The 23927-nt window shown below is 72.0% G+C and carries 19 protein-coding genes; 13 read left to right on the top strand and 6 right to left on the bottom strand.

What is annotated here, in order from left to right:
• The first annotated feature begins 207 nt into the window (after positions 1–207).
• The 3 genes from OHT74_RS04285 (at position 208) to OHT74_RS04295 (ending at position 4056) form a co-directional block, all read left to right on the top strand.
• A complete protein-coding gene (locus OHT74_RS04285; protein WP_328619385.1) occupies positions 208–2283 on the top strand; it encodes an RICIN domain-containing protein in 2076 nt (691 codons plus the stop codon).
• A 116-nt stretch (positions 2284–2399) separates the two neighbouring features.
• The gene (locus tag OHT74_RS04290; RefSeq protein WP_328619386.1) at positions 2400–3050 is read left to right on the top strand and encodes a hypothetical protein; all 651 of its coding nucleotides are present in this window, start codon (positions 2400–2402) and stop codon (positions 3048–3050) included.
• A gap of 124 nt (positions 3051–3174) precedes the next feature.
• Positions 3175–4056 (top strand): pirin family protein, encoded by an 882-nt coding sequence (locus tag OHT74_RS04295; RefSeq protein WP_266660736.1) that lies wholly within the window; start codon positions 3175–3177, stop codon positions 4054–4056.
• Between the two features lie 54 nt (positions 4057–4110).
• Here OHT74_RS04295 and OHT74_RS04300 read toward each other — a convergent pair whose 3' ends face one another.
• Both OHT74_RS04300 and OHT74_RS04305 read right to left on the bottom strand, forming a co-directional pair.
• Positions 4111–5868, bottom strand: coding sequence for an Ig-like domain-containing protein (locus tag OHT74_RS04300; RefSeq protein WP_328619387.1), 1758 nt, complete (start codon positions 5866–5868; stop codon positions 4111–4113).
• Between the two features lie 177 nt (positions 5869–6045).
• On the bottom strand, positions 6046–7125 hold the full coding sequence (locus tag OHT74_RS04305) for a hypothetical protein (protein WP_328619388.1): 1080 nt from the start codon (positions 7123–7125) through the stop codon (positions 6046–6048).
• 649 nt (positions 7126–7774) lie between these two features.
• Here OHT74_RS04305 and OHT74_RS04310 point away from each other — a divergent pair.
• Positions 7775–8134, top strand: a complete 360-nt coding sequence (locus OHT74_RS04310; RefSeq protein WP_266998852.1) for a DUF6204 family protein — start codon at positions 7775–7777, stop codon at positions 8132–8134.
• A gap of 4 nt (positions 8135–8138) precedes the next feature.
• Here OHT74_RS04310 and OHT74_RS04315 read toward each other — a convergent pair whose 3' ends face one another.
• Positions 8139–8960 carry a lipase family protein gene (locus OHT74_RS04315; RefSeq protein WP_266660747.1) on the bottom strand — a complete coding sequence of 274 codons (822 nt, stop codon included), beginning with the start codon at positions 8958–8960 and terminating at the stop codon, positions 8139–8141.
• Positions 8961–9172: 212 nt separating this feature from the next.
• Between OHT74_RS04315 and OHT74_RS04320 the strand changes: the two genes are divergently transcribed.
• On the top strand, positions 9173–9931 hold the full coding sequence (locus OHT74_RS04320) for a hypothetical protein (protein ID WP_328619389.1): 759 nt from the start codon (positions 9173–9175) through the stop codon (positions 9929–9931).
• A 135-nt stretch (positions 9932–10066) separates the two neighbouring features.
• Here OHT74_RS04320 and OHT74_RS04325 read toward each other — a convergent pair whose 3' ends face one another.
• Complete coding sequence (locus OHT74_RS04325; RefSeq protein ID WP_328619390.1) at positions 10067–11581, bottom strand: MFS transporter; 1515 nt, start codon at positions 11579–11581, stop codon at positions 10067–10069.
• 137 nt (positions 11582–11718) lie between these two features.
• On the opposite strand from OHT74_RS04325, the gene OHT74_RS04330 reads away from it, so the two are divergent.
• Positions 11719–12159, top strand: a complete 441-nt coding sequence (locus OHT74_RS04330; protein ID WP_266660753.1) for a MarR family winged helix-turn-helix transcriptional regulator — start codon at positions 11719–11721, stop codon at positions 12157–12159.
• Positions 12160–12184: 25 nt separating this feature from the next.
• Here OHT74_RS04330 and galT read toward each other — a convergent pair whose 3' ends face one another.
• Together galT and OHT74_RS04340 are read right to left on the bottom strand one after the other, a co-directional pair.
• Entirely contained in the window at positions 12185–13243 is a 1059-nt protein-coding gene (gene galT, locus OHT74_RS04335; RefSeq protein ID WP_328623255.1) for a galactose-1-phosphate uridylyltransferase, read from the bottom strand.
• Positions 13240–14073, bottom strand: a complete 834-nt coding sequence (locus OHT74_RS04340; protein ID WP_328619391.1) for a DeoR/GlpR family DNA-binding transcription regulator — start codon at positions 14071–14073, stop codon at positions 13240–13242. The genes galT and OHT74_RS04340 overlap by 4 nt, the downstream gene beginning before the upstream one ends.
• Before the next feature lie 479 nt (positions 14074–14552).
• Between OHT74_RS04340 and OHT74_RS04345 the strand changes: the two genes are divergently transcribed.
• From OHT74_RS04345 to OHT74_RS04375, 7 genes are all read left to right on the top strand, one after another.
• Complete coding sequence (locus OHT74_RS04345; RefSeq protein ID WP_266672473.1) at positions 14553–16079, top strand: NPCBM/NEW2 domain-containing protein; 1527 nt, start codon at positions 14553–14555, stop codon at positions 16077–16079.
• A gap of 75 nt (positions 16080–16154) precedes the next feature.
• On the top strand, positions 16155–17210 hold the full coding sequence (locus OHT74_RS04350; protein ID WP_328619392.1) for a substrate-binding domain-containing protein: 1056 nt from the start codon (positions 16155–16157) through the stop codon (positions 17208–17210).
• Complete coding sequence (locus tag OHT74_RS04355) at positions 17207–18766, top strand: sugar ABC transporter ATP-binding protein (RefSeq protein ID WP_328619393.1); 1560 nt, start codon at positions 17207–17209, stop codon at positions 18764–18766. Before OHT74_RS04350 ends, OHT74_RS04355 begins: the two co-directional genes overlap by 4 nt.
• 47 nt (positions 18767–18813) lie before the next feature.
• A complete protein-coding gene (locus OHT74_RS04360) occupies positions 18814–19881 on the top strand; it encodes an ABC transporter permease (RefSeq protein ID WP_328619394.1) in 1068 nt (355 codons plus the stop codon).
• A 201-nt stretch (positions 19882–20082) separates the two neighbouring features.
• Positions 20083–21516 carry a glycoside hydrolase family 16 protein gene (locus OHT74_RS04365; protein ID WP_328619395.1) on the top strand — a complete coding sequence of 478 codons (1434 nt, stop codon included), beginning with the start codon at positions 20083–20085 and terminating at the stop codon, positions 21514–21516.
• 19 nt (positions 21517–21535) lie between these two features.
• Positions 21536–22759, top strand: a complete 1224-nt coding sequence (locus OHT74_RS04370; RefSeq protein ID WP_328619396.1) for a glycoside hydrolase family 64 protein — start codon at positions 21536–21538, stop codon at positions 22757–22759.
• A gap of 112 nt (positions 22760–22871) precedes the next feature.
• Positions 22872–23915 (top strand): LacI family DNA-binding transcriptional regulator, encoded by a 1044-nt coding sequence (locus OHT74_RS04375; RefSeq protein ID WP_328619397.1) that lies wholly within the window; start codon positions 22872–22874, stop codon positions 23913–23915.
• Positions 23916–23927: the final 12 nt, after the last annotated feature.

Genomic DNA, 23927 nt, shown 5'->3' on the forward strand with positions numbered 1-23927 from the left:
TAACGAGATCCTTAAAATGGCCTGGACCATTAACGGCCTACGCGCGTAACTCCCCTAATTTTTAAGCGAACTGACTGTTCATCAAATAAGGCCAGCAGGTAACAGTCCGATATCTCGGGCCGCATTCCCGTTTGTCCGAATTCTCCACCGCGCCCGTCTGGCAGGCTCCTGCGCACCCACTCCTCCGACCAAGGATTTGAGGTGCGCATGACTAGACATCGCAGGAAGCAGCGCGAACACCGGCGCAAGCCGCGCCGGTTGATACTCCTCACCGCCGCCATGGCCACGGCGGCGGTGATAGCGGGCGGCATCGCCTACTCGGGGCTCGGCGACGACGCCCAGGCAGGGACGCCCGTACTGGCCGAGGCGGCCGCGGACTCCCTCACACCGGCCGCCGCACCGGCCCGCGACGCGGAGCCGGCGCCCATCGTGGGCGAGCCCGCCAACGAGACCGCCAAGGGCATGGTCTTCGACGGCCTCAAGGCTGCGCCGAAGGGCGACCGTTGCGTCGGCGTCTACCGCACGGAGGCCGGGCTCTGCACGCACGGCCCCGACGCCCCGCCGAAGGACGTCGACATCAAGGCCGACGTCGCCCCCGTCGTGAAGACGAAGGCCCCTGCCGCCGACCCGGCGAAGCCGGAGGCCGGAGAAGCGGCAGCCGCGGAAGGCAGCGGGCGTCCTCAGGACGCGCCCGCCGCCGACGCCCAGTCCGCCAAGTCCGCCCCCGCCGCGGCGCCCTCGCCCGCCGCGGCCGGCGGCAGCAGCCAGGCCGTCGCGGCCGGTCCCGCCGGCCAGACGGTCCAGTGCGACGGTGACGGCAGCAGCGGCAACCGCGTCCAGGTCGTGTACGTCCACGGCTCCGACCGCGACCGCTACTCCGAGTACGTCGCCTCGTTCCGCAAGTGGGCGGCCGACGCCGACCTCATCTACTCGACGAGCGCCCAGGAGACCGGCGGCATCCGCCACATCCGCTTCGTCACGGCCGCGGACTGCACGCCGACGGTGCTCAACATCGAGCTTCCGGCCTCCGCCCTCTCCGAGTTCAGCGCGACCAACAACGCGCTCGCCGGCAAGGGCCTCGACCGCCGCGACCGCAAGTACATGATCTTCTCGGACACCCAGGTCTACTGCGGCATCGGCACCTTCGCGGGCGACGAGCGGCCCGGCCAGGACAACCAGAGCAACTTCGGCCCCTCCTACGGCCGTACGGACTCCGGCTGCTGGGGCGGCCACACCGCGGCGCACGAACTCGGCCACAACCTCGGCGCGGTGAACAACAGCGCCCCCAACACCAGCCGCGGCGCCCACTGCACGGACGAGTGGGACGTCATGTGCTATTCGGACACCCCGTACTACCCGCAGATGCGCAACGTGTGCACCAACCAGGCCGCCGAGAACATCCTGGACTGCAATCACGACGACTACTTCCACACCAGCCCCAAGGCGGGCAGCTACCTCGCCACGCACTGGAACATCGCGAACAACCAGTTCCTGATGAAGGCCAACGGCGGTGACACCAACCCCGATCCGAACCCCAAGCCCACGCCGAGCCCCACGCAGAAGCCGACCCCGACGCCGACCAAGAAGCCCTCGGGCGGCCCGAAGGTGACGGCGGCGCAGATCCAGTCGAACTCCGTCGTGGTGAGCTGGCCGAAGGTCGACGGTGCCGCCTGGTACCAGGTCCTGCTGAACGGCAAGCACCTGACCTGGGTCCAGTCCCAGGCCCTGCGCATCTACAACCTCCAGCCCGGTACGGAGTACAAGGTCGCCGTCTCGGTCCGCGACGGCTCCGGCCGTGACAGCGGAGCCGGCCCGACCACGGCCTTCCGTACCACCGGCGCGGGCGGCGGCACCACCACCCCCGGTACCCGCTACACGCTCGGCAACGGCAGCACCGGCATGGCCGCCGAGCTGTGGGGCGGCCGCAGCGCCGACGGCACGGTGCTCGTCGGAGGCCGCTCCAACGGCTACGCCCAGCAGCAGTGGCTCTTCGAGGACGCGGGCGGCGGGCTCGTCCGCATCAAGTCCGCCGTCTCCGGCAAGTGCCTGCAGACGGGCGGCGCCCCGGCCGCCGGCATGTGGATCGCGCAGCAGCCCTGCGGCGGCAACTCCGCGCAGCAGTGGAAGCTGGCGGCCCGCGGCGGCGGCGTGACCGTCACCGACGCGAGCGGCGGCTACGCCCTGACCGTGAGCAGCCGCCCGTACTACGGCGCCTGGCTGCTCGACCTCCAGCGCGCGGACGGCCGCGCGGCCCAGGTGTGGACGGTCCAGAAGGTCGGCTGACCTCCCGGATCCAACGCCTTCCGCCGGTGGACGGCCGCCCTGCGCGGCCGTCCACCGGCCCCCTCATCTCCCGCACCACAGCTCATCGCATCCCACCGCACCAGGAGCACCCAACGATGCGTACACGCCCCGCCTTCCCGGTCCGCACCGGACTCGGCTTCCTGTTCCTGTTCCTCGCCCAGGCCCTGGCCGTGCCCACCGCCGCCCACGCCCACGGCGACACCGTCAAGGTCGTGGTCACCGGGCAGCGGGAGGGCCATGTCACCACCGAGATCACCTGGGAGAACGACGGGGACGCCATCGAGGAGGCGGTCGCCGCCACGGTGAACTCGGCCAGCCCCGACGGCTCCCGCACGATGGGCCCCTGGCGGCTGGTCCGCGACCCCGGCACGCGCACCGGCTGGAGCACGGCCGAGGTACTGCCGCCCGGCAACTGGAAGGTCACCGTCGACGTGGGGTTCCCGTCCCTCGGCCACGGGGAGAAGGAGATCGCCGTACCGGTGGTCGACCCGGCGCCGTCCGCGGGCACGCCGAGCGCAGCCGCGCCGTCCGCGCCCTCCACTGCGTCGGTCCCGCCCGTGTCGTCCGCGTCGCCGGCCACCGGGCAGGCGCAGAGCCCGTCGCCTGCGAGCGACGTGTCCCCGGCCCCGGCCGGCGAAGGCGAGGACAGCACCGTCTGGTGGACCACGGCGGGTGTGGCCGTGATCGCCCTGGCCGGCGCCGCCGCCGGTGTGCTGCTGCGGCGCGCCCGGGCCCGCAGGCGCTGAGGTCTACGGAAAAGGGGCGACGAGCGAGGGGGACGGGAGACGGGTGGCTGAAGCCGTCGGTACGACCTGACAACCAAACAGGTCTGCGTTGACAGTGGAATTCGCCGTGCCGTTCATTCGGTACATGGACATCACCACCGCCGCCGTGCGCTCCACCACCCGCGTCGTCCGCCCCTTCCACACCTTCGAGGGCGAGGGCTTCCCGGTCCGCCGCCCGTTCCCGCAGCCGGAACTGCCGCTGGTCGACCCCTTCCTGATGGTCGACCAGGTCGGCCCGCACGTGCTCGGCCCGGGCGAGGCCAAGGGCGCGCCGCCGCACCCGCACCGCGGCTTCGAGACGATCCAGTACGTCATCGATGGCGCGATGGAGGACATCGACTCCGAGGGGCACAAGCGCGTCATGAACCCGGGCGAGGTGCAGTGGCTCACCGCCGGGTCGGGGCTCGTCCACCTCGCCCGCCCCACCCCCGAACTGCTCGCCGAGGGCGGCCCGCAGCACCTGCTGCAGATCTGGGTGAACCTGCCGGCCCGGCTCAAGGCGACGCCCCCGCGGGTCCAGTACGGCTCCGCCCCCGGCGACATCCCCACGGTCGCCACCGAGGACGGCGGCGCCGAGCTCACCGTGATCACCGGCACCACGCACGGAGTCAGCGGTCCGTTCGAGACCCACACCCCGGTGCTCGTCGTACACGCCCGCCTCAGGGCCGGCGGCCGCGCCGAGTTCACCGTCCCGGCCGGGCACAACGCCATGCTGTACGTGCTGTCCGGGACGGCCGCGACCCCCGACGCCCAGCTCCCCGACGGCCATCTCGCGATCCTCGGCCGGGACGCGGAGCGCTTCACGGTCGAGGCTCCCGGCGATGCGGCCGAGGTGCTGGTCCTGGCCGGCGAGCCGATCGGCGAGCCCGTGGCCCGCAGCGGCCCGTTCGTCATGAACACCGCCGCCGAGATCCGCCAGGCGCAGCTGGACTACCAGCACGGCCTGATGGGGCACATCGACATCTGAGACGGGACAGGGCCGCCCCGGCCGGGGCGGCCCTGTCCTGCCGTGGTCAGCGGCTCACTGCTGTCGGCACTGGCCGGAGCGCGGGCCCTCCACCGTGTTGTTGCCCTGCTGCGGGGCCGGGACGTTGGCGTCGCAGCGCAGCGGGCCGACGACCGTGTTGGCCGAGAATTCGACGCCTCCGGTGTTGCCGTTCAGGCTCACCGGGCCCCGGACCGTGTTGCCCGCGCAGCCCGCGGCGGCATCGTCCGAGCCGATCAGCACGGAGCCGGTGGTCCGGCCGACGGTGACGGGGCCGGTGAGCTTCGACCCGCAGAACGCCACGGCCAGGGCACCGTCGGCGGAGACGGGCCCGGTGAGCTCGGCGTCCGTCACGGCCAGCGCCCCGCCGGAGCGGACCGTGACCGGGCCGGTCTGGCTGCCGCCGGGCGCGATGCAGAGCGACTCGCCGGTGGCCACGGTCAGCGGGCCGCCGTGGGCCGTCGTGATGCACGGCCGGCTGAATCCGACCGTGACGTCCGTGGCTCCCGCCGTGGCGCTCGCTGCGTTCGCCGGGTCACCGCTGTAGGTGGCGGTGACCGGATGGGCGCCGGGGCGCAGGGCGCTGGTCCGGAACTCGGCCCGGCCGCCGGTCAGCGGCACCGTCGCCAGCTGCTTCGTCCCTTCGGAGAAGGTGACCGTCCCGCCCGGGGTTCCCGCGGTGGGGTTCGCCGGGTCGACGGCCGCAGTGAGCGTGACCGCATGCCCGAACAACGGGGTGTTCGTGTCCGCGGTGAGCGAGAGCGTCGTCCCGTATCGAAAGGACACCACCGCCTTGCCGTTGCCGCGGTTCACGCCCAGGAGGAGGGAGACGTCGGTCGCGGACGGCGCCGCGAAGCTGCTGCCCCCGCCGCCGCCGGCGCCGTAGAGGTTGCCGATGTTGCCGCCGCCGGAGCCGCCCGAGCCGGCGAAGTAGCCGCCGCCCCCGCCGCCCCCGCCGTTGCCGCCCTGCCCGCCGTTGCCGCCGGGGCCGCCGCTTCCGGGGTTGGGCTGCCCGGTGTTGGGGTCGATGTCGCCGCCGGCGACTCCCGGGCCGCCCTGGGCGGAGTTCGGGTTGCGGGCGCCGTGGGCCGTCTGGGTGCCGCCGCGGCCGGCGGCACCGGAGCCGGCCGGGCCGCCGCCCTCGCCGCCGTCCTGCGCTTCGGGGCCGCCGCCGTTGCCGCCGTGCAGCAGCGGGCCGCCGTTGCCCGCGCCCCCGCCACCGCCCGCGACCAGGATCCGGTCGGTGGGGCCGAGGGAGCCGGCCCGTACGTCGGAACCGCCGCCTCCAGAGCCTCCGCCGCCGTGCGCGCCGCCGCCGCCGGCTCCGTGGCCGGTGCCGCCGGGCCGGGCGTACTCGCCGTGCCGGGAGGTGCCGGAGCTGCCGAGCGAGCCGACGGTGATCTGGAGGCTCTGCCCGGCGCTCACGGCCAGGGTCGCGCGGGTCTCGCCGCCGAGTCCGCCCGGGGCTCCGGTGTTCGGCGGGTTCGGGGAGACGAAGCCGGCCGCGCTGCCGCCCTCGGCGCCGAACAGGTCGACCCTGATCTCGCCGACCCCGTCCGGCACCGTGAAGCTGTCCGTCCCGGCGGTGGCGTACGTACAGGTGGGCGGCGAGGCGGTGAAGACCCCGCCGGAGCCGCAGGGCGAGGACGCGGCCGCCGGGTCTGCGGCGGCGAACGGTACGAGTACGGCGGCGAGCAGGCCGGTCGCGCTGAGCACGATCGCCGTCTTCGATGTGGATATGCGCGTACGAGGGGTGGCGCGCGGGGTGGAGCCTGGGGTCAAACCGCGGTTCATGGGAAGTGACGCTGCCTCTCCGGGCCCGCTGAGGGGTGACCGAGGTGGGATGGGGTGACCGGCGGGCGGGCAGGGTGCATGCCGTGCCCGCCCGCCGATCGGGGTCGATGCCGTATCGGATGCCGTATCGGACGCCGTACCGGACGCGCCGTATCGGACGCCGTGTCAGGCGATCTGTCAGACGCCGTCGTTGGCGCAGAGGGCCCAGGCGTCGGAGTACGTGCTCGGCGAGCTGCCGCCCCCGGTGTGGGTGAACGCCGTCCAGTACGAGGCGGTGGTGGTCCCGTCACCGACGGGGGTGCCGCCGGAGTCGCTGGGGTAGCTGCCGTTGAGGTGGTCACCGACGGAGCCCGGGCCCGTGAAGTTGGTGGTCGTCACGCTGCCGCCGCTGATGGCGGCGCCCCCGCTGACCAGCTTTCCGTCGTTCTGGCCGCAGCCGACCGTCAGGGTCTGGCCGGTGGTCGCCGCGGTCGGGCCGCTCGCCTCGCTGAAGCGGACCTTCACGGTGGTGCCGCTGATGTCGATGTTGTTGCCGCTGCAGATGGCGTAGGCGTACGTCGTGTTGCTGCTGTCGCCTCCGCCGCCGTTCCAGCCGACCGCGGCCCAGGAGTCGGGGTTGGTCTGACCGTCCGCCGCGGCCTTCTGACCGAAGGCGTGTCCGGAGTCGTTGAAGGTCGGGTAGCTGGCGATCGGCTTCAGGCTGCCGACGCCGGCCGGGGTGATCCGGGCGCCGCCGCCGATCAGGCGCGTGTTGGCCGGACAGGTCGCGACGACCAGGCCCACCGTTCCGCTGGTGGTGGGTCCGGCGATCTTGTTCATGACCACCTGGGTGTGGTTGATCAGGTTACTCGTGAAGCACATCGCGTACGGGGTGCTGGAGAACGAGGCGTTGACCGCTCCGCCGCTGCCGCCGATGCCGAGCCAGTGGGTCACGTCGGTGCCGACGACCCCGGTCGTGCCGAGGTACTCGGTGCTGCCGTCGGGGCTCGGCGATGTGCCGTTGATCTTGTTGCCGTTGGACGTCGTGCCGGTGCCGATGGCCTGGTTGATCCCACCTCCGGAGATCAGGCCGCTGCTGCAGTCCGCGTGGGTGGATATCTCCGAGAAGGTCTTTCCGGGTCCTGCGGTGGCCCCGGGGGTCTTCACGGTGACGCTCACGGTGTTCGCGTATGCGGTGCCCGGCAGGGCCAGGGCCAATATGGCGCCCATGACCAGCGCCTTGCCTGCGGCATGACGCCGCAGAAGTCCCGTGTTCACTTGTGTTCTCCCCATCTGATAGGCGATGAAGGCGGCATGGCTCGGCATCCGGCGGCTGAGAACCGGACTGTGCGGAAGTGCTGAACGCCACGACGGATGCGCCCCGGGGTGACGGGGGCGCCGACGTCGTCGGTGCGGAGGTGCCACGGCATCACAACGGTTGCCTGCTTCGCGGATGTAGGCCGCTCAGGGGCAGATCACGGGTGCGGACCGGCCATATCGCCACCCTCGTCTCGGAGTCGCGCATGCGGACTCTAACAGGGTCCGAGCCCGGCATCTACATAGGTGTTTCGCAGAATGAACTAGCAGATGCGGAATTGTGAAGTTCCTTGCCCGGCCAGTGGGGCGGGGCCATCGGAGTGGGCTCCGATGTGACTTTCCAGTAGCCCGGCGGGCATGCGGCGGCGGTCCGCGTACGGGGTGCGGCTCGCGCAGGTCACGGCCGCGCGGGCGGCCCGGCGGCCGCTAAGCGGAACGCCCTGCGCGGCGGACCGGCCGGGCCGGAACGACACCTGCCGGCGCCTTGTCCGCCGGAGGGAGTACGAGGGCGTACAAGGGGCACGCATGTCGACTTTCACGCCGGGCGCATGCGCCCCGGCCCACGGAAATCCCGGTGCGCCGGCCGGTCCCCCGTGCCTAGGCTGCCGGGATGAGCACCCGCACGTTCCGGATCACCGTCCGCGGCTCCTTCGACGCCCTCACCGCCGACCAGCACGCCGAGCTGCTCGCCGCCGCGCCGGAGCACGAGGTCCTGCACGCGGCCTACACCGCCGAGGGTCACCTCGCGTACGACCTGGCCTTCGGCCCGTTCTTCACCTTCCGCTTCCTCGACTCGGGCGAGGCCGAGGAGGACATCCTCGACGCGACGGCCCGTGCCGAGCTGGCGGCCGAGAGCTGGCTCGGCGAGCGCGGCTACGCCTTCAAGCGCCTCACCTCCCGGGCCCAGGACCTCTCGCTGGCCCCGCTGAGCAAGCGCCAGCGCCAGGCGGCCGCCCGCGGCAACGCCTGAACCGTCAGGGGATGTTCTTCTCCAGCGCGCCGACGTAGCGGACGATCGAGTGGTCCCTCACCCCGTCGCTCGCGGGGGCGAACAGATCGGCGGTCATCCCCTCGGCCCGGTCGCCCAGCGACTGCAGCATCGGCATCGCCTCGCGCACCCTGCCGTCCGCATCGATGTGGCGCAGGGCGTCGACGTGGTGGAAGACCGGCTCCGGCGGGAGCTGCGGCACGATGTCGTTGTTGTTGACGAAGCGGTACATGCGCTTGCCGAACGCGGTGTTGTACGCCTTGGCCAGCATCCGGTCGCAGGTGCGGGGCTGGCCGTACGTGTAGACGCCGTCGGCGCGCAGCCTCGGGTCCTCGAGGTGGAGGCGGGCTCCGGTGAGCATCGCCAGCGCGCCGCCGAGGCTGTGGCCGCAGAGGAAGACGGTCTGTCCGCGGTCCCGGAGCTCGGTGATCCCCTTCGCGACCTCGGGGAAGACGGACTGCAGGGCCTGGGCGAAGCCGTAGTGGACGTATCCCGTCCCGGCCGGGCCCGGCCACGGCGGCGTGGTGGCGTCGGAGAGCCAGTCCTTCAGCTGCGCGGGTTCGGTGCCGCGGAACGCTACGACGATCATGTGGTCGCCGGCCATCGTGAAGGCCTGGGTGTCCTCCAGCGGGAACGGCGGGGTGAACCGGGTGTGGTGGTGCCGTACCTGGTCGAAGCCCCACGCGCGCGCCTCGGCTTCGATCCGGGGCTCGTCCTGGTAGGCCAGCGCGGCCGCCCGCGCCATCCAGTAGGCGAGCTGCGGGCTGTAGTCGCGGGCTTGGTGATCGAACGCCTTCGGAGCCGGCACTGTTCTCCCCTTCGTGCAGCGGACGACGGCCCTGCGCCGATCAGCCGGGGCTCCGTCGTACCGCGTACCCCCCGGCCCGTCCTTCTGTACGCGCGCGGGGTTCACCCGTACGGCGGCCTCGGGCATGGCCCCGGAGGCGTCCGACCCACCCGGGACACCGCTGCGGCCTGCGATAATCGCGTTTTCTACATGACCTCGGGGGACGGCAGCACATGTACAGGGTGGGGAACAGGCAGCGGTTCCGGCGCGCGGCAGGGGCCGTCATCGGCGCCGCCGCACTTCTGGCGGGTACGGCCGGATGCGGCGGCCCCGCGACCGGAGAGGCTGCGGCCGGTGCGCCGGCCGGCAGCGCCGCCGCGAGCCCGAGCGGTACGCCGGGGCCGGGCGTGGAGCGGCTCAAGGAGCTCGTCGTCGCGGAGGGCGAGAAGTTCGGCCCGTACGAGGTCAGGGAGCCGCTGCTCGACGAGCCGATGAGCGAGCTCTACGAGGCCCGGCCGGCGGCCTGCCAGCCGCTGACCGGTCTTGGCAAGGCGGGCCACACGGCCCAGGCCTACGCCAAGGTGAGCGTCCCGGGGCAGTTCCAGGCGGTGGGCACCGAGATCCTGCTGCGCTCGTACCGCGACGCCGGCGCCGCGGCCGCCGCCGTGAAGTCGCTGGCGGACGCGGGCGGCCGGTGCGCCGGCGGCTATACGGAGGACCGTGCGCTCGCCGAGGCGAAGGTGCTCAAGGTGGAGCCGGTCCAGGCTCCGGCGCTGGGCGACGAGGCGCGCGCTTACCGCATCGTGACGCAGGACGTGAAGGACCCGGGCATCTCGCTGTACAAGTACCTCACGCTGGTCCGCTCCGGGTCGGTCACGCTCGCGTTCCGGTCCGACGTCATCGACACGAAGGACTTCGGCGGGGTGCCGCAGGAGATCGTCGCCGGGCAGTGGGAGAAGTTCGCCAAGGGGAACGCCGCTTCGGCTTCCTAGTCCTGGGCCTCGCGTGCCTGGCGTCAGGCCCCTCCCCGCCGCCCGGTGGCGGCCCCTGTCCACGGGGAGCAGGACAAGCACGCAGACGAGGGGACGGCATCCGCAAGCGGTGCCGTCCCCTCGAGGGGTGCCGGGTCAGACGGTTTCGGCCGGCTCCGGCTGGGACTCCTTCTCCGTCGCCTTCGCGGCGGCGGGCGTGCTCACCTCGACGGTGCGCGGTCCGTGCGCTCCGCGCAGTCCGATCCAGCTGATGACCGCGACCAGGGCGAAGGCGACGGCCCCGATCCAGAAGGTGAGGGTGAACCCGGACTCGGCGGGCAGGGCCGGGACGCCGGCGGGCAGGTGCTCGATGGTCTTCGACGCCAGGATCGTGGTGACGATGGCGCTGCCGATCGCGCTGCCGGTGGAGCGGGAGATCGAGTTGATGCCGTTGGCGATGCCGCTCTGGTGGTGCGGGACGCTCGCCATGATGACGGCGGGCATGGCCGCGTAGCCGAAGCTGACGGCAGCGCCGACGACCAGGCCTGCACCGATCACCGAGAAGCTGTGCTGGTGGTCGAGCGCGAGCCAGCCGAAGCCCACGGCGCCGAGTGCGGCGGCCAGGCCGAGGGCCACGCGCGGGCCGCGGTGGCGGACCAGCTGGCCGCCGACGGGCGAGGCCAGCAGCGAGACGATCGCGCCGGGCAGCAGGAACTGCACGGAGGCACGCAGGATGGACGCGTCGAACCCGTAGCCGGTGAGCTTCTCCGGCATCTGGACGAGGTAGGAGACGCCCAGGAAGTTCGCGAACATGCCGAAGCCGACGAGGATGCCGGCCAGGTTGGCCATGAGTACCGGGCGGTGGACGAACATCCGCATGTCCACGAGCGGCTCGCTGACCTTGAGTTCCGTGAAGACCCAGACGGCGGTCATGACGACGGCGCCGGCGAAGCTGCCCAGGGTACGGCCGGAGGTCCAGCCCCACTCGTGGCCCTGCGAGATGGGCAGCAGGAGCAGCAGGAGGGTGATGCCGAGGGTCAGCGCGCCGAGGAAGTCGGTGCGGCCGCCGGTCTTGTGCCGGGTCGCGGGGACCAGGAAGGCGACGGCGAGCAGGGCGAGGGTCGCGAAGCCCGTCGCCATCCAGAAGGCGTTGCGGTAGTCGGCGTCGGAGCCGGACGTGAGCAGGCCGGTGGCGACGAGCGCCAGGCCGCTGCCGAAGGCGAGGGTGCCGCTGACCAGGGCCATCGCGCCGGGGAGCTTCTGCGGGCGGACTTCCTCGCGCAGCACCGACAGGGCGAGCGGGAAGATCGCGGTGGCGGCGCCCTGGAGGACGCGGCCCAGGATCAGCAGCGGGAGCGTGGTCGCGACGGCGGCGACGACGGAGCCGACGACCATGACGCCGAGCACGGCCACCAGCGTGGGCTTCTTGCCGTGCTGGTCGCCGAAGCGGCCGAGCAGCGGAGTGAAGACGGCGGCGGACAGCAGCGTGGCGGTGGTCACCCAGCTCACGTTGGCGGTCGAGGTGCCCAGGTCGGTGCGGATGAGGCCCAGGATCGGGACCGGCAGGGTCTGCATCATCGACACGACCATGGCGGCAAGGCTCAGGGCGAAGACGATGACCGTCTCGTTCCTGGTCTTGGCCTCGGCGGGGATGGGGGCGGCGGTGCTCATGTCTGGCAGGACCTTCTTAGTGCTTCAGATCGCAGATGTTTGATGTCATCAAGTAACTCCGTAGACGGTAAACGTCGATAGTTAAGGAGGTCAAGTAAACAATTGACAATGTCAACCACCCGGGTACGCTCGACGGCATGAGCGCCACCACCCCCCGCACCCCCACCAAGCTCCAGCTCCTGGAACTGCTCGCCGCCATCGGAACCGCCCAGTGGCGCGATTTCGCGGCCGCGGCGGCCCACTACGGCCTGACCTCCACGCAGGCCCGCGTCCTCGCCCAGCTCAACGGCCCGCTGCCGATGCGCGGCCTCGCCACCCTCCTGGTCTGTGACGCATCGAACGTCACCGGGATCGTGGACCGGCTGGAAGCCCGTGAGCTGGTGCGCCGCGAACCCGACCCCGCCGACCGCCGCGTCAAGAACGTCGTGGCGACGGACGCGGGCCGCGAGATCATCCGGCGTGTCCGCGAGGAGATGCAGGCCACGCACGGCGCGCTCGACACCCTCGACGCGACCGAGAGCGCGACGCTCTACGCCCTGCTGGAACGCCTGCGCCCGACCATGGAGAAAGACGCCTGAGCACATCAGGGCATGCCCGCCGGCGTCAGGCCTCGCGCAGTGTCGCGGCCGCGCGCTCGGGGGCGATGTCGTTGATGAACTGGCCCATCCCCGACTCGGTCCCGGCCAAGTGCTTGAGCTTGTCGGCGGCCCGCCGGGTGGTGAACAGCTCCAGGTGGAGTGCGTACACGTCCCGGCCGGTGCGTACGGGGGCCTGGTGCCAGGCCGAGATGTACGGGGCCGGCGTGGGGAAGAGCCGGTCGAAACGGCCCAGCAGATCCAGCTGGAGGCCGGCGAGCTCGGCCTGCTCCGCCTCAGTGAGGGCGGGCAGGTCGGGGACGCGCCGGTGCGGGTAGAGGTGCACCTCGTACGGCCAGCGCGCGGCCTCCGGCACGAAGGCGCTCCAGTGCTCCCCCGCGACCACCACCCGGCGGCCGTCCGCCAGCGCCTCGTCGCGGACCTCGTCGAAGAGGTTGCGCCCGGTGGCCGCGTGATGGCGGGAGACGGTGTCCAGCATGCGCCGGGTGCGCGGGGTGAGGACGGGCAGTGCGTAGACCTGGCCGTGCGGGTGGGCGAGGGTGACACCGATCTCGGGGCCCCGGTTCTCGAAGCAGTACACCTGTTCCACGCCGGGGAGTCCGGACAGCTCGGCGGTGCGGTCGGCCAGGGCCGCGAGGACCGTGCGGACCTGGGCCGGCCCGAGGTCTGCGTACGAGGCCTCGTGGTCGGGGCTGAAGCAGACGACCTCGCAGCGGCCGCCGCCCGGTCCGGACAGGGCGGGGAAACGGTTCTCGAAGACGGCCACCTGGTAGTCGGGAGCCGGTATCTCGGTGGGCCGTCCCGGGGCCGACGGGCAGAGCGGGCACTGGTCCGCGGGCGGCAGGTGGATTCGGCCCTGGCGGTGTGAGGCGATCACCACCCACTCGTCGAGCAGCCGGTCGTGGCGCCGCTCGGAGAGCGTCGCGGTGGGCGGCAGGCCGCGGGCGTCGGCGTGGTCGCGTACGGGTCCCCCGGCAGCCGTCTCGGCGGCGGCCTCGGCAGCGTCCTCGGCGTCGTAGTAGATCAGCTCGCGCCCGTCGGACAAGGTCGTACGGGTCTTCCTCACCACGGGCGCTCCTGCGCGGGACCGGCGGCCAGCAGCACTTCGCCGACCCGCTCGGTGACCGCCACGGCCTCCTCCTGCGGAAGGGAGTCGGTGACCAGTACGTCGACCTCCTCCAGGGCGGCGAAGGTGGTGAGCCCGATGGCCGACCACTTGGTGTGGTCGGCGAGGAGCACGGTGCGCCGCGCGGAGCGGAGGAAGGCCCGGTTGGTCTCCGCCTCGGCGAGGTTGGGCGTGGTCAGCCCGGTGTCGGTGCCCAGGCCGTGGCAGCCGAGGAAGAGCAGGTCGACGTGCAGGGACCGGATGGCCTGGTCGGCGATGGGCCCGACGAGGGCGTCCGACGGGGTGCGGATGCCGCCGGTGAGGATCACGGTGGTGGTGCTCGCGGCGCTGCCCGTCCGGCGGGCGGCCTCGAAGACCTCGGCCGTGCGGACCGAGTTGGTGACCACCGTCAGGTCGGTGACCTCGGTGACCTCGGTGAGCTCCCGGGCCAGCGCGTGGGTCGTGGTCCCGGCGGACAGGGCGATGGCCGAACCCGGTGCCACGAGGGCGGCCGCCGCCTTGGCGATGGCGTGCTTCGCCGCCGTCTCCCATTCCGACTTGGCCTCGAACCCGGGCTCGTGGCTGCTGGCTTCGTCGCCGAGCACCGCACCGCCGTGCACCTTGCGCAGCAGGCCTTCGCGCTCGAGGACGTCCAGGTCGCGGCGGATGGTCATGTCGGAGACGTTCAGGGAGCGGGTCAGCTCGTTCACGCGCACCCCGCCGCGCCGGCGGACCTCGTCGAGGATGAGGGCGCGGCGCTGATGGGCCAGCAGACTGCCGGGATCGGCCATGCGGCGGTTCCTCTCCTGGGGCACTGGGGCACTGGGGCACCCGTGTCCCCGGACGACAGAAGCATCCTGACCAATCCAACAGAAGTCAACAGAGCCAGACAAACGCACAGTTGGGGCCCGATGGCCGCTGACACGGCGGCGGATCGGCGCAGTCCGCCGTCTTGACATGTCCCTGCGGCGGCAGTGTGATGTGGGCCTTCCCGTTGGAGTCCGTTCGTTCCTGAGGACTTCTGCGGGGCCGACGCACCGTCAGGGCGCATTTCCGCACACGCTCTCCCGGATTCCCCGGGCCCCACTCCCCCCAGGAGCCGTCTGTGCACACGTTACGAAGCGCCGTCGCCCGCCGCCTGACCGCGGTGCTCGCGGCCCTGCCCTTACTGGCCCCGGCGGCGGGGGCCGCCGCGCTGGCCGGTACCGCCGTGGTCGCGGCCGCCGCCCCCGCCGCCGCCGTCCCCGACGGCCAGGCGCTGACCCCGCCCATGGGCTTCAACAACTGGAACTCCACCCACTGCAGGGCGGAGTTCAACGAGGCGATGGTCAAGGGCATCGCCGACCTCTTCGTCGCCAAGGGCCTCAAGGCCGCCGGTTACCAGTACGTCAACCTCGACGACTGCTGGGCCCTGCCGAACCGCGACGCCTCGGGCAACCTCGTCGCCGACCCGGTCCGTTTCCCCGGCGGGATCAAGGCCCTCGCGGACTACGTGCACTCCAAGGGCCTGAAGTTCGGCATCTACACCAGTGCCGGAACCAAGACCTGCGACACCGCGGGCTTCCCCGGCGGCCTCGGCCACGAGCAGCAGGACGCCAACCTGTTCGCCGCGTTCGGCGTCGACTACCTCAAGTACGACAACTGCAACAACCAGGGCGTGGACGCGAAGAAGCGGTACACGGACATGGCCGACGCGCTGAAGAGGACGGGCCGTCCGATCGTCTTCTCGCTGTGCGAGTGGGGCGAGAACCAGCCGTGGACCTGGGCGTCGAGTCTCGGCCATCTGTGGCGCACCACCGGGGACATCGGCGACAGCTGGTCCTCGATGATCGGGATCGCGCACAGGAACCAGCCGCTCGCCCCGTACGCGGGCCCCGGCCGGTGGAACGACCCGGACATGCTCGAGGTCGGCAACGGCGGGATGACCGCCACCGAGTACCGCACGCACTTCACCCTCTGGTCGATGATGTCGGCGCCTCTGCTGATCGGCAGCGACCTGCGCAAGGCGACGGCCGAGACCTTCGACATCCTCTCCAACCCCGATGTCATCGCCCTGGACCAGGACGCCCTGGGCAAGCAGGGCACGGTGGTCTCCAGCTCGGGCGGCCTGGTGGTGATGGCCAAGGAGCTGGCGAACGGCGACCGGGCGCTGTCCCTGACGAACGAGACCGGTTCCGCCGCCACGATCTCCGCCAGGACCGACGCCCTCGGCATCGGCAACCGCGCCCCCTACGCCCTCAAGGAGCTGTGGACCAAAGCCGCCTCGGCCAACACCAGCGGCACCATCAGCGCGTCGGTCGCCCCGCACGCCACCGTCGTCTACCGGATCACCCCGGGACCGGCGCCGCTCCCGCCGGCCGGCACCTCCCACCTGTCCGACCTGCCCTGGACGGGTGCGAGCAGCGGCTGGGGCCCGGTGGAGAAGGACCGGAGCAACGGCGAGCAGGCCGGCGGCGACGGCAGGACCCTGACCGTGGGCGGCGCCACGTACGCCAAGGGCCTGGGCGTCCATGCAGCCGCCACCGTGACCTACCACCTCGGCGGCAGGTGCACCGCTCTGACGGTGGACGTCGGTGTCGACGACGAGAGTTCCCGTACCGGTGCAGTCGCCTTCCAGATCTACCGGGACACCACCAAGGTCGCGGACAGCGGTGTCGTCACCACGGCGGACACGGCCAGGAAACTCACCGCCGACCTGACCGGCGGCCAGACGCTGAGGCTCGTCGTCACCGACGGCGGCAACGGCATCGACTACGACCACGCGGACTGGGCAGCGCCCCGGCTCACCTGCAACTGACCTGCGGGCCTGCCGACTTGCCGATCCACCGATCCGCCGATCCACCGACCCGGCCCGATGAGGGAGCACACGTACATGTCCGAGATCCGGTATCGCCGCGGCGCCGCCCTGACCGGCGCGCTCGCGCTGGCGCTCACCCTGGGGGCCTGCTCCTCCGGCAAGCCCGCCCCCGCCCAGGGAGGCGGAGCGGGAACGGGCAAGAAGACGGACGGCCCGATATCCATCGCCTACCTCCAGAAGCAGGGCGACCAGGAGTACTTCGTCTCCGAGGCCGCGGGCGCCAGGAAGAAGGCCGACGAGCTGGGCATCAAGCTCACCATGGTCAACCTCGGCAACGACGCCTCGAAGACCATCACCGAGGTCAAGTCGGCGATCGCACAGAAGAGCTCGGGCATCATCATCGTCGTGCCGGAGTCGGCGGTCGGCCCGCAGGTCGCCGCCGAGGCCAAGAAGGCGGGGATCCCGCTGCTCACCTCCGACGACCAGGTGTGCGTCAGCGGGCCCAAGCCCGCGGCCTGCGGCAAGGCCGATCTCGTGGCGCGCGTGGGCTTCTCAGGGGTCCAGATGGGCGGCGAGGTCGGCAAGCGGGCCGCAGCCGAGTTCGCGAAGACGGGCTGGAGCCCGGCGGACACCCGGATCGTCTACGCCTGGAAGCAGGACACCACGGTCTGCACCGACCGGATCAACGGCGCCAAGGCCGCATGGAAGGAGGCCGGCGGCCCCGACGTCCAGACGATCGAGCTCGGTACGGACAACACTCCGGCGGGCGCACAGGCAAAGGTCGAGGCGACTGTGACGGCCAATCAGGGGGTCAAGCACTGGGTGGTCATGGGCTGCAACGACGAGAACGTCTCCGGTGGGGTCAAGGGCCTGAACAACGCGGGCGTCAAGGGCGCGGACATCGTCGGTGTCGGCCTGGGCGCCTATCTGGCCTGCAAGGACTGGCAGGCGGGCGCCGACAACGGGATGAAGGCCGCGCTCTACATCCCCGGCGACGAGGTCGGCAAGCTGGCCGTCCAGGCCATGTACGACAGGCTCAAGAACGGTACGGAGTTCGCCCCCGAGGCCTTCGCCCCGACCAGGATGGTCGACGCGGGTACCTGGCGGGACGCCGGATTCGGCTGCAAGTGACGGCCCCCGCCGCCCCCGTGACGGCCGCCGGACTGCGCGTGGCCGGGGTCGCCAAGAGCTTCGCCGGGGTCCCGGCCCTGCGCGACGTCAGCCTGGACTTCCCGGCCGGCTCGGTCACCGCGCTGATGGGCGAGAACGGCGCGGGCAAATCCACCCTGCTCAAGATCGTCTGCGGTGACCACCCGGCCGACTCCGGCACGGTCCACGTCGACGGCGCCGAGGTACGGCTGCGCTCCCCGGCCGACGCCCGGGCGGCCGGCATCCGGCTCATCCCCCAGGAGCCGGAGATCGTCCCGCACCTCACGGTCGCCGAGAACGTCTACCTCGGCGCCCTGCCCACCCGCGTCGGCCGCCGCTTCGACCGGGCGGCCCTGCGCCGCCGGCTCCGGGAGGACCTGGTCCGGATCGGCTTCGAAAAGGTCCTCGACGCGGACGCCCCCGGCGTCGCCCTCACCCCGGCCCAGCGCCAACTGGTCGAGATCCTGAGGGCGTTGACCGGGGAGGCGAAGGTGGTGGCCTTCGACGAACCCACCTCCTCGCTCTCCGAGCACGAGGTGGAGGCCCTGTTCACACTGATCCGCAGACTGCGCGCACAGGGCCTCGCCGTCGTCTACGTGTCCCACCGCATGCAGGAGATCTTCCGGCTGGCCGACCGGGTGGCCGTCCTGCGCGACGGGGCGCTGGCCGGCGTCAAGGCCGCCGACGCCACGGACGAGGGGGACATCGTACGGATGATGGTCGGCCGGGACCTGTCCGCCACTCGGAGGGGTTTCGCCCGCCCGCACGTGACCACCGACCAGGTCGTCCTGGACGTACGCGAGGTCACGACCGACGACGTGCGCGGGATCAGCCTCCAGGTCCGGGCGGGTGAGGTGGTGGCCCTGGCCGGGCTGGTCGGCGCCGGGCGCTCCGAGCTGGCCCGCGCCCTGATCGGCGACCTCCCGCTGCGCGGCGGAACGGTCTCGGTGCGGGGCACGGAACTGCGGCTGCGCCGCCCGTCCGACGCGATCCGCGCGGGCATCGGGCTCGCGCCGGAGGAGCGCAAGGCGCAGGCTCTGTTCCTCGACCGGTCGGTCCGCGACAACATCGCGCTGGTCGTGCTGGACCGGCTGCGCCGACTGCGCTTCGTACGCCGGGCGGCAGAGCAGGAGCTCGCCCGCGAGTACACCGGCCGGCTGCGCGTACGCACCCCGTCCGTGGAACGGGAGGTGCGCACGCTCTCGGGCGGCAACCAGCAGAAGGTGGTGCTCGCCCGCTGGCTGGCCCGCCGGCCGGCCGTGCTGATCCTCGACGAGCCCACCCGCGGCATCGACGTCGGCGCGAAGGCCGAGATCTACCGGATCATCGCGGACCTCGCGGAGGCCGGGGTGGCGCTCCTGGTCATCTCCTCGGAGCTGCCGGAGGTGTTGGGGCTGGCCGACCGGGTGCTGGTGATGCAGGGCGGCCGGATCACCGGCGAGCTCGACCGGTCCGAGGCCACCGAGGAGGCCGTCCTCGCCCTGGCGATGGCCGACGACCTCACCAGCACAGCGACGGGCAACGGAGGAGTGCAGTGAACGCGGACACGGCGGACACAGCGAACACGGCGACCGCAGGAGGCGGCATGTCCGAGGGGACGGCCGACGAGACGGCCGCCACAGGCGGTACTCCGGCCGCCACCGACCAGGGCGGCGGGCCGGCAGCGGGCCGCCGGCACCGGATCGGCTCGCTCCTCGGCTCCGCCGGCGGCCAGAACCTCAGCCTGATCGGTGCCCTGGTGCTGGTGCTGGCCCTCTTCGGCTGGCTCAACCCCGCCTATCTCACCTGGGCCAACATCAAGGTCATCGGCGACGCGGTGACCATTTCCGGGCTGCTCGCCCTCGTCCAGACCGTGGTGATCATCTGCGGCGCGCTGGACATCTCCGTCGGCTCGCAGGTCGGCGTGGCCTCCGTGGTCTCCGCCATGGTCTTCACCTCCACCGGCGGGAGCGCCCTGCTCGGCATCGCCGCCGCGCTCGGTGCGGGCCTGCTGGCCGGGCTCCTCAACGGCGCCGTCATCGTCTTCGGCCGGGTCAACCCGGTCATCGCGACGCTGGCCACCCTCGCCGCGTACAAGGGGGTCGCGCAGCTGCTGTCCAAGGGCGCGGCGCAGGGGTACGTCAGCAACGACGACGTCTTCGTCTTTCTCGCGAACGGTTCGATCGCCGGAATCCCCGTACTGCTGTGGGTGCTTGCCGTGGTCACCCTCGCCATCCACCTGTTGCTCAAGTCGACCGACGTCGGCCGCAACATCTACGCGATCGGCGGCAACGACACCGCCGCCCGGCTGGCCGGGATCAACATCAACAAGTACCTGATCGCCGTCTACGGCCTGGCGGGGGTGATCGCCGCGGTCGCCGGCGTGCTGCTCACCGCCCGGACCGGATTCGGCCACCCCGTCTCCGGCAGCGAGGGCCTCGAGCTGAAGGCGATCACGGCGGCCGCCCTGGGCGGCTGCCTCCTGGCGGGCGGAAAGGGCGGGGTCGGCGGGACCCTGCTCGCCATCACGCTGCTCGGGGCGCTGGACAACGGCCTGACCGTACAGGGCGTCAACCCGTTCTGGCAGAACGTCGCCCAGGGCGCCCTGCTGGTGGTGGCCGTCGTGATCCAGAAGCGGCGTGCCGGGGAGCGGGCGGTGGGCCTGCCCACCTGACGGGGGCCGGCACGGACGGGGGCGCCGCGCTCGCTCGGCCCGTCCCCTTACCGCCCTTCAAGCATTGAACTCCAGCCGTCCATATGGCCGTTGGCGGTTCGAAGTCTTGACGCCGGTGGACACCGGGAGCACAGTGGCCAGCGGCTCCGCTTGAGAGCGCTCTCAGCCAGCGGGCCGCTCCCCCCGAGAGAGGGCACACCCATGCGTCACACATCCGGTAGAAAACGGTCGACCGTCCGCCGGGCCGTCGTCGCCGCGCTCAGCGCGATGGCCGTGGCCGCGGCGGCCGCCGCCGTGGTCACCCTGCCCGCCAACGCCGCCGCTCCCCCGCCCCCGGCGGGCTGGTCCCAGGTGTTCCTGGACGATTTCAACGGGGCCGCGGGCTCCGGCGTGAACACCGCCGACTGGCAGTACACCACCGGGACGAGCTACCCCGGCGGACCCGCCAACTTCGGTACGGGCGAGGTCGAGACGATGACCTCGAGCACCGCGAACGTCGCCCTCGACGGCGCCGGGAACCTGCGGATCACCCCGCGCCGGGACGTCGCCGGCAACTGGACCTCCGGCCGCATCGAGACCCGGCGCACCGACTTCCAGCCCCCGGCGGGCGGGAAGCTGCGCACCGAGGCCCGGATACAGATGCCGAACGTCACGGGAGCGGCGGCGAAGGGCTACTGGCCGGCGTTCTGGATGCTGGGCGCGCCCTACCGCGGCAACTGGTGGAACTGGCCCGGCATCGGTGAGATCGACATCATGGAGAACGTCCAGGGCATCAACAACGTCTGGGCCACGCTGCACTGCGGCACCAGCCCCGGCGGCCCGTGCAACGAGACCTCCGGCATCGGCGGCCAGCGCGTCTGCCCGGGCACCAGCTGCCAGGGCGGCTTCCACACGTACGCCGCGGAGTGGGACCGGTCCACCGCCGTCGAGGAGATACGTTTCTCCGTCGACGGGAACACCTTCCACACCGTGCGGGCGAACCAGGTCGACGCCGCCACCTGGACCAACGCCACGAACCACGGCTACTTCATCATCCTGAACGTCGCCATGGGCGGCGGCTTCCCGGACGCGTTCGGCGGCGGACCCGACGCGGGCACCCAGCCCGGCTACTCGATGGCCGTCGACTACGTGTCCGTACTGCAGTCGACGGGCGGCACGACCCCGCCGACCACGCCCCCCACCACACCCCCGACGACGCCGCCCACCACACCCCCGTCCGGCCACCGCGACGGGTACGGCACCATCGAGGCCGAGTCGTACGACGGCCAGGCCGGGCTGGCCAAGGAGCCCACCACCGACACCGGCGGCGGCCAGAACCTGAGCACGATCGCCAACGGCGACTGGGCCCTGTACCGGGGCGTCGACTTCGGCTCCACCGCGGCGAAGCAGTTCTACGGACGGGTCGCCGGCGGGGCGGCCGGCGGGGTCAGCGGGCTCGTCGAGGTCCGGCTGGACAGCCGTACCGGCCCGCCGATCGGCAGCTTCTCGGTCGCGAACACCGGCGGCTGGCAGAGCTGGAGGACCGTCCCGGCGAACATCAGCGCCGTCACCGGCACGCACGACGTCTATCTGACCTTCACCAGCGGCCAGGGCGCCGACTACGTGAACGTCAACTGGTTCGGCTTCGGCCACTGACCGGCCCGAGGAGACACCCATGAACACCCGACAACGGTCCCCGCTGACCGTGCTGACCCTGCTGGCCGCGCTGATCGCCCTGCTCGGGTTCGTCCTGCCGGCCCCGACCCGCGCCGCGGCGAACCTCGCGACGAGCGGGACCGGGAGCTTCCCCATCACCTTCCAGAACAACACCCGTGGCACGTACGCCGATTCACAGATCTTCGTCACCGTGCTCGGCCAGGTGATCCCGGGCCAGTGGTCGTACATGAAGCCCGACGGCTCCATGGCCCACATCAACCACCTCGACGCCACCGCGCCGGGCCATCTGGTGAAGAGGGGCGTCAACTACCCCAACATGTCGTTCACGCTAGCCCAGGTGGGCGGGACGGTGCCCTCCCCGGCATCGATCCGCGGGGGCCGGATCTACGTCTCCCTCGGCTCGCCCCTCTACCTCCCGGTCTCCCCCGACGACCAGGGCTGGGGCGGCCCCGACCTGCGCAATCCCAATGACCCGAACAGCGACGTGTACTACGACTGGTACGAGTACACGTACGTGCAGGGCCAGGTCGCCTTCGGCGGGAACACCACCCAGGTCGACCAGTTCGGCTTCCCGATGACCTCGCGGCTGCGCCAGACCTCCAGCGGCTACGACACCACCCGGGGCATCACCCGGACCCGCGCCGAGGTCATGCAGCAGTACGCGGCCTCCGTCGGGGCCGCCTTCAAACCGCTGCAGAACGGCTACCGCATCGTGGCGCCGCGCTCCTCGAACCTGTTCCTCGCGGGCGGCGCGCAGCAGAACCACCTCACCTCAGCCATCGACCAGGCCTGGTCCCACTACACTGCCCACCCGTTCACCCTGACCCGGCTCGGCGAGACCTTCTCGGGGCGGGTCTCCGGCTCCGTCCTGACCTTCAGCAAGAACGGCGCGGGCCCCTTCACCCTCCGCAAGCCGACCTCGCCGGACGTCATGGCGTGCGCGGGAGCGCTCGCCTCGGGCAACGACACCGAGAAGCGGCTCGGTGCGGAGTTCTGCGCCGCGTTCAACCGGGGTGTCGCCCTCGACACCACCGCCTGGTACGCCCCGGCCGCGTACTACGGCGGGACGGCGAAGAACGACTACGCCGGCTTCTTCCACACCGTCAGCCTGAACAACCGGGCCTACGGGTTCCCCTACGACGACGTCAACGACCAGTCCTCCGTCCAGATCCTCGGCAACGCCCAGCCGCCGACCGGCCTGACCCTCGGCATCGGCTGGTGACGTAAGGGGCTGTCCTGCCCGTGCCACCGGGAGCGCTCTCAGGCTCCCGGCGGTACGGGTTACCCTGCTGTTCGGCGAGCCAACAGCCCCCGGACATGCAGGAGGAGCGCCCGTGCCCGAACAGCTTCCCGGCCACCGGCCCACCCTGGAGGCCGTGGCGGAGCGCGCCGGGGTGTCCCGGGCCACCGCGTCCCGCGTCGTCAACGGCGGCGAGGGGGTCCGCGCGCATCTGGTGGAGAAGGTCCGCGAGGCCGTACGGGAGCTCGGGTACGTGCCGAATCCCGCGGCCCGCACCCTCGTCACGCGGCGTACCGGGGCCGTCGCGGTGATCATCGCCGAGCCGGAGATCCGGATCTTCTCCGACCCGTTCTTCTCCCGGCAGATCCGCGGCATCAGCAAGGAACTGACCGCTCACGACACGCAGTTGGTTCTGCTGCTCGTGGAGGACCGGGGGGACTACGACCGCATCGAGCGCTACCTGGCCGGCGGCCACGTCGACGGGGCGCTCGCCTTCTCGCTGCACACCGACGACCCGCTGCCCGCGATCACCCGCCGCATCGGGATGCCCACGGTCTACGGCGGCCGGCCGGGCTGGACCGCCGGGTCCGGGGAGCACGGCGGTGTCGCGTACGTCGACGCGGACAACCGCGGGGGCGCCCGCGAGGCCGTGCGGTACCTGCTGGAGCAGGGCAGGCAGCGCATCGCGCACATCGCGGGCCCGCTGGACCAGACCTCGGCGGTGGACCGGCTCGACGGCTACCGGGACGTGCTGCTCGATGCCGATCCGGCGCTGATCGCGGAGGGCGACTTCACCGCGGAGGGCGGGGCCCACGCGATGGCCGGCCTGCTGGAGCGCTGCCCGGACCTCGACGCGGTCTTCGCGGCGAACGACCTGATGGCGACGGGCGCCCTGCGGGTGCTGCGGGAGCGTGGCCTCGCCGTGCCCGGGGACGTGGCGCTGGTCGGCTTCGACGATGCCGAACTGGTGGCGGAGACCGCCGATCCGCCGCTGACCACCGTGCGCCAGGACATCGAGGGCATGGGGCGCCTGATGGCCCGTCTGCTGCTGCGCACCCTGAACAAGGACCAGGCCGAGCGCAGCGTACCGGCCTCGGTGGTCACTCCGACGGCGCTGGTACGGCGCACCTCCGCGTGATCCGGGTGATCC

It is taken from the genome of Streptomyces sp. NBC_00354, from assembly GCF_036106915.1.
Lineage (GTDB): Bacteria > Actinomycetota > Actinomycetes > Streptomycetales > Streptomycetaceae > Streptomyces.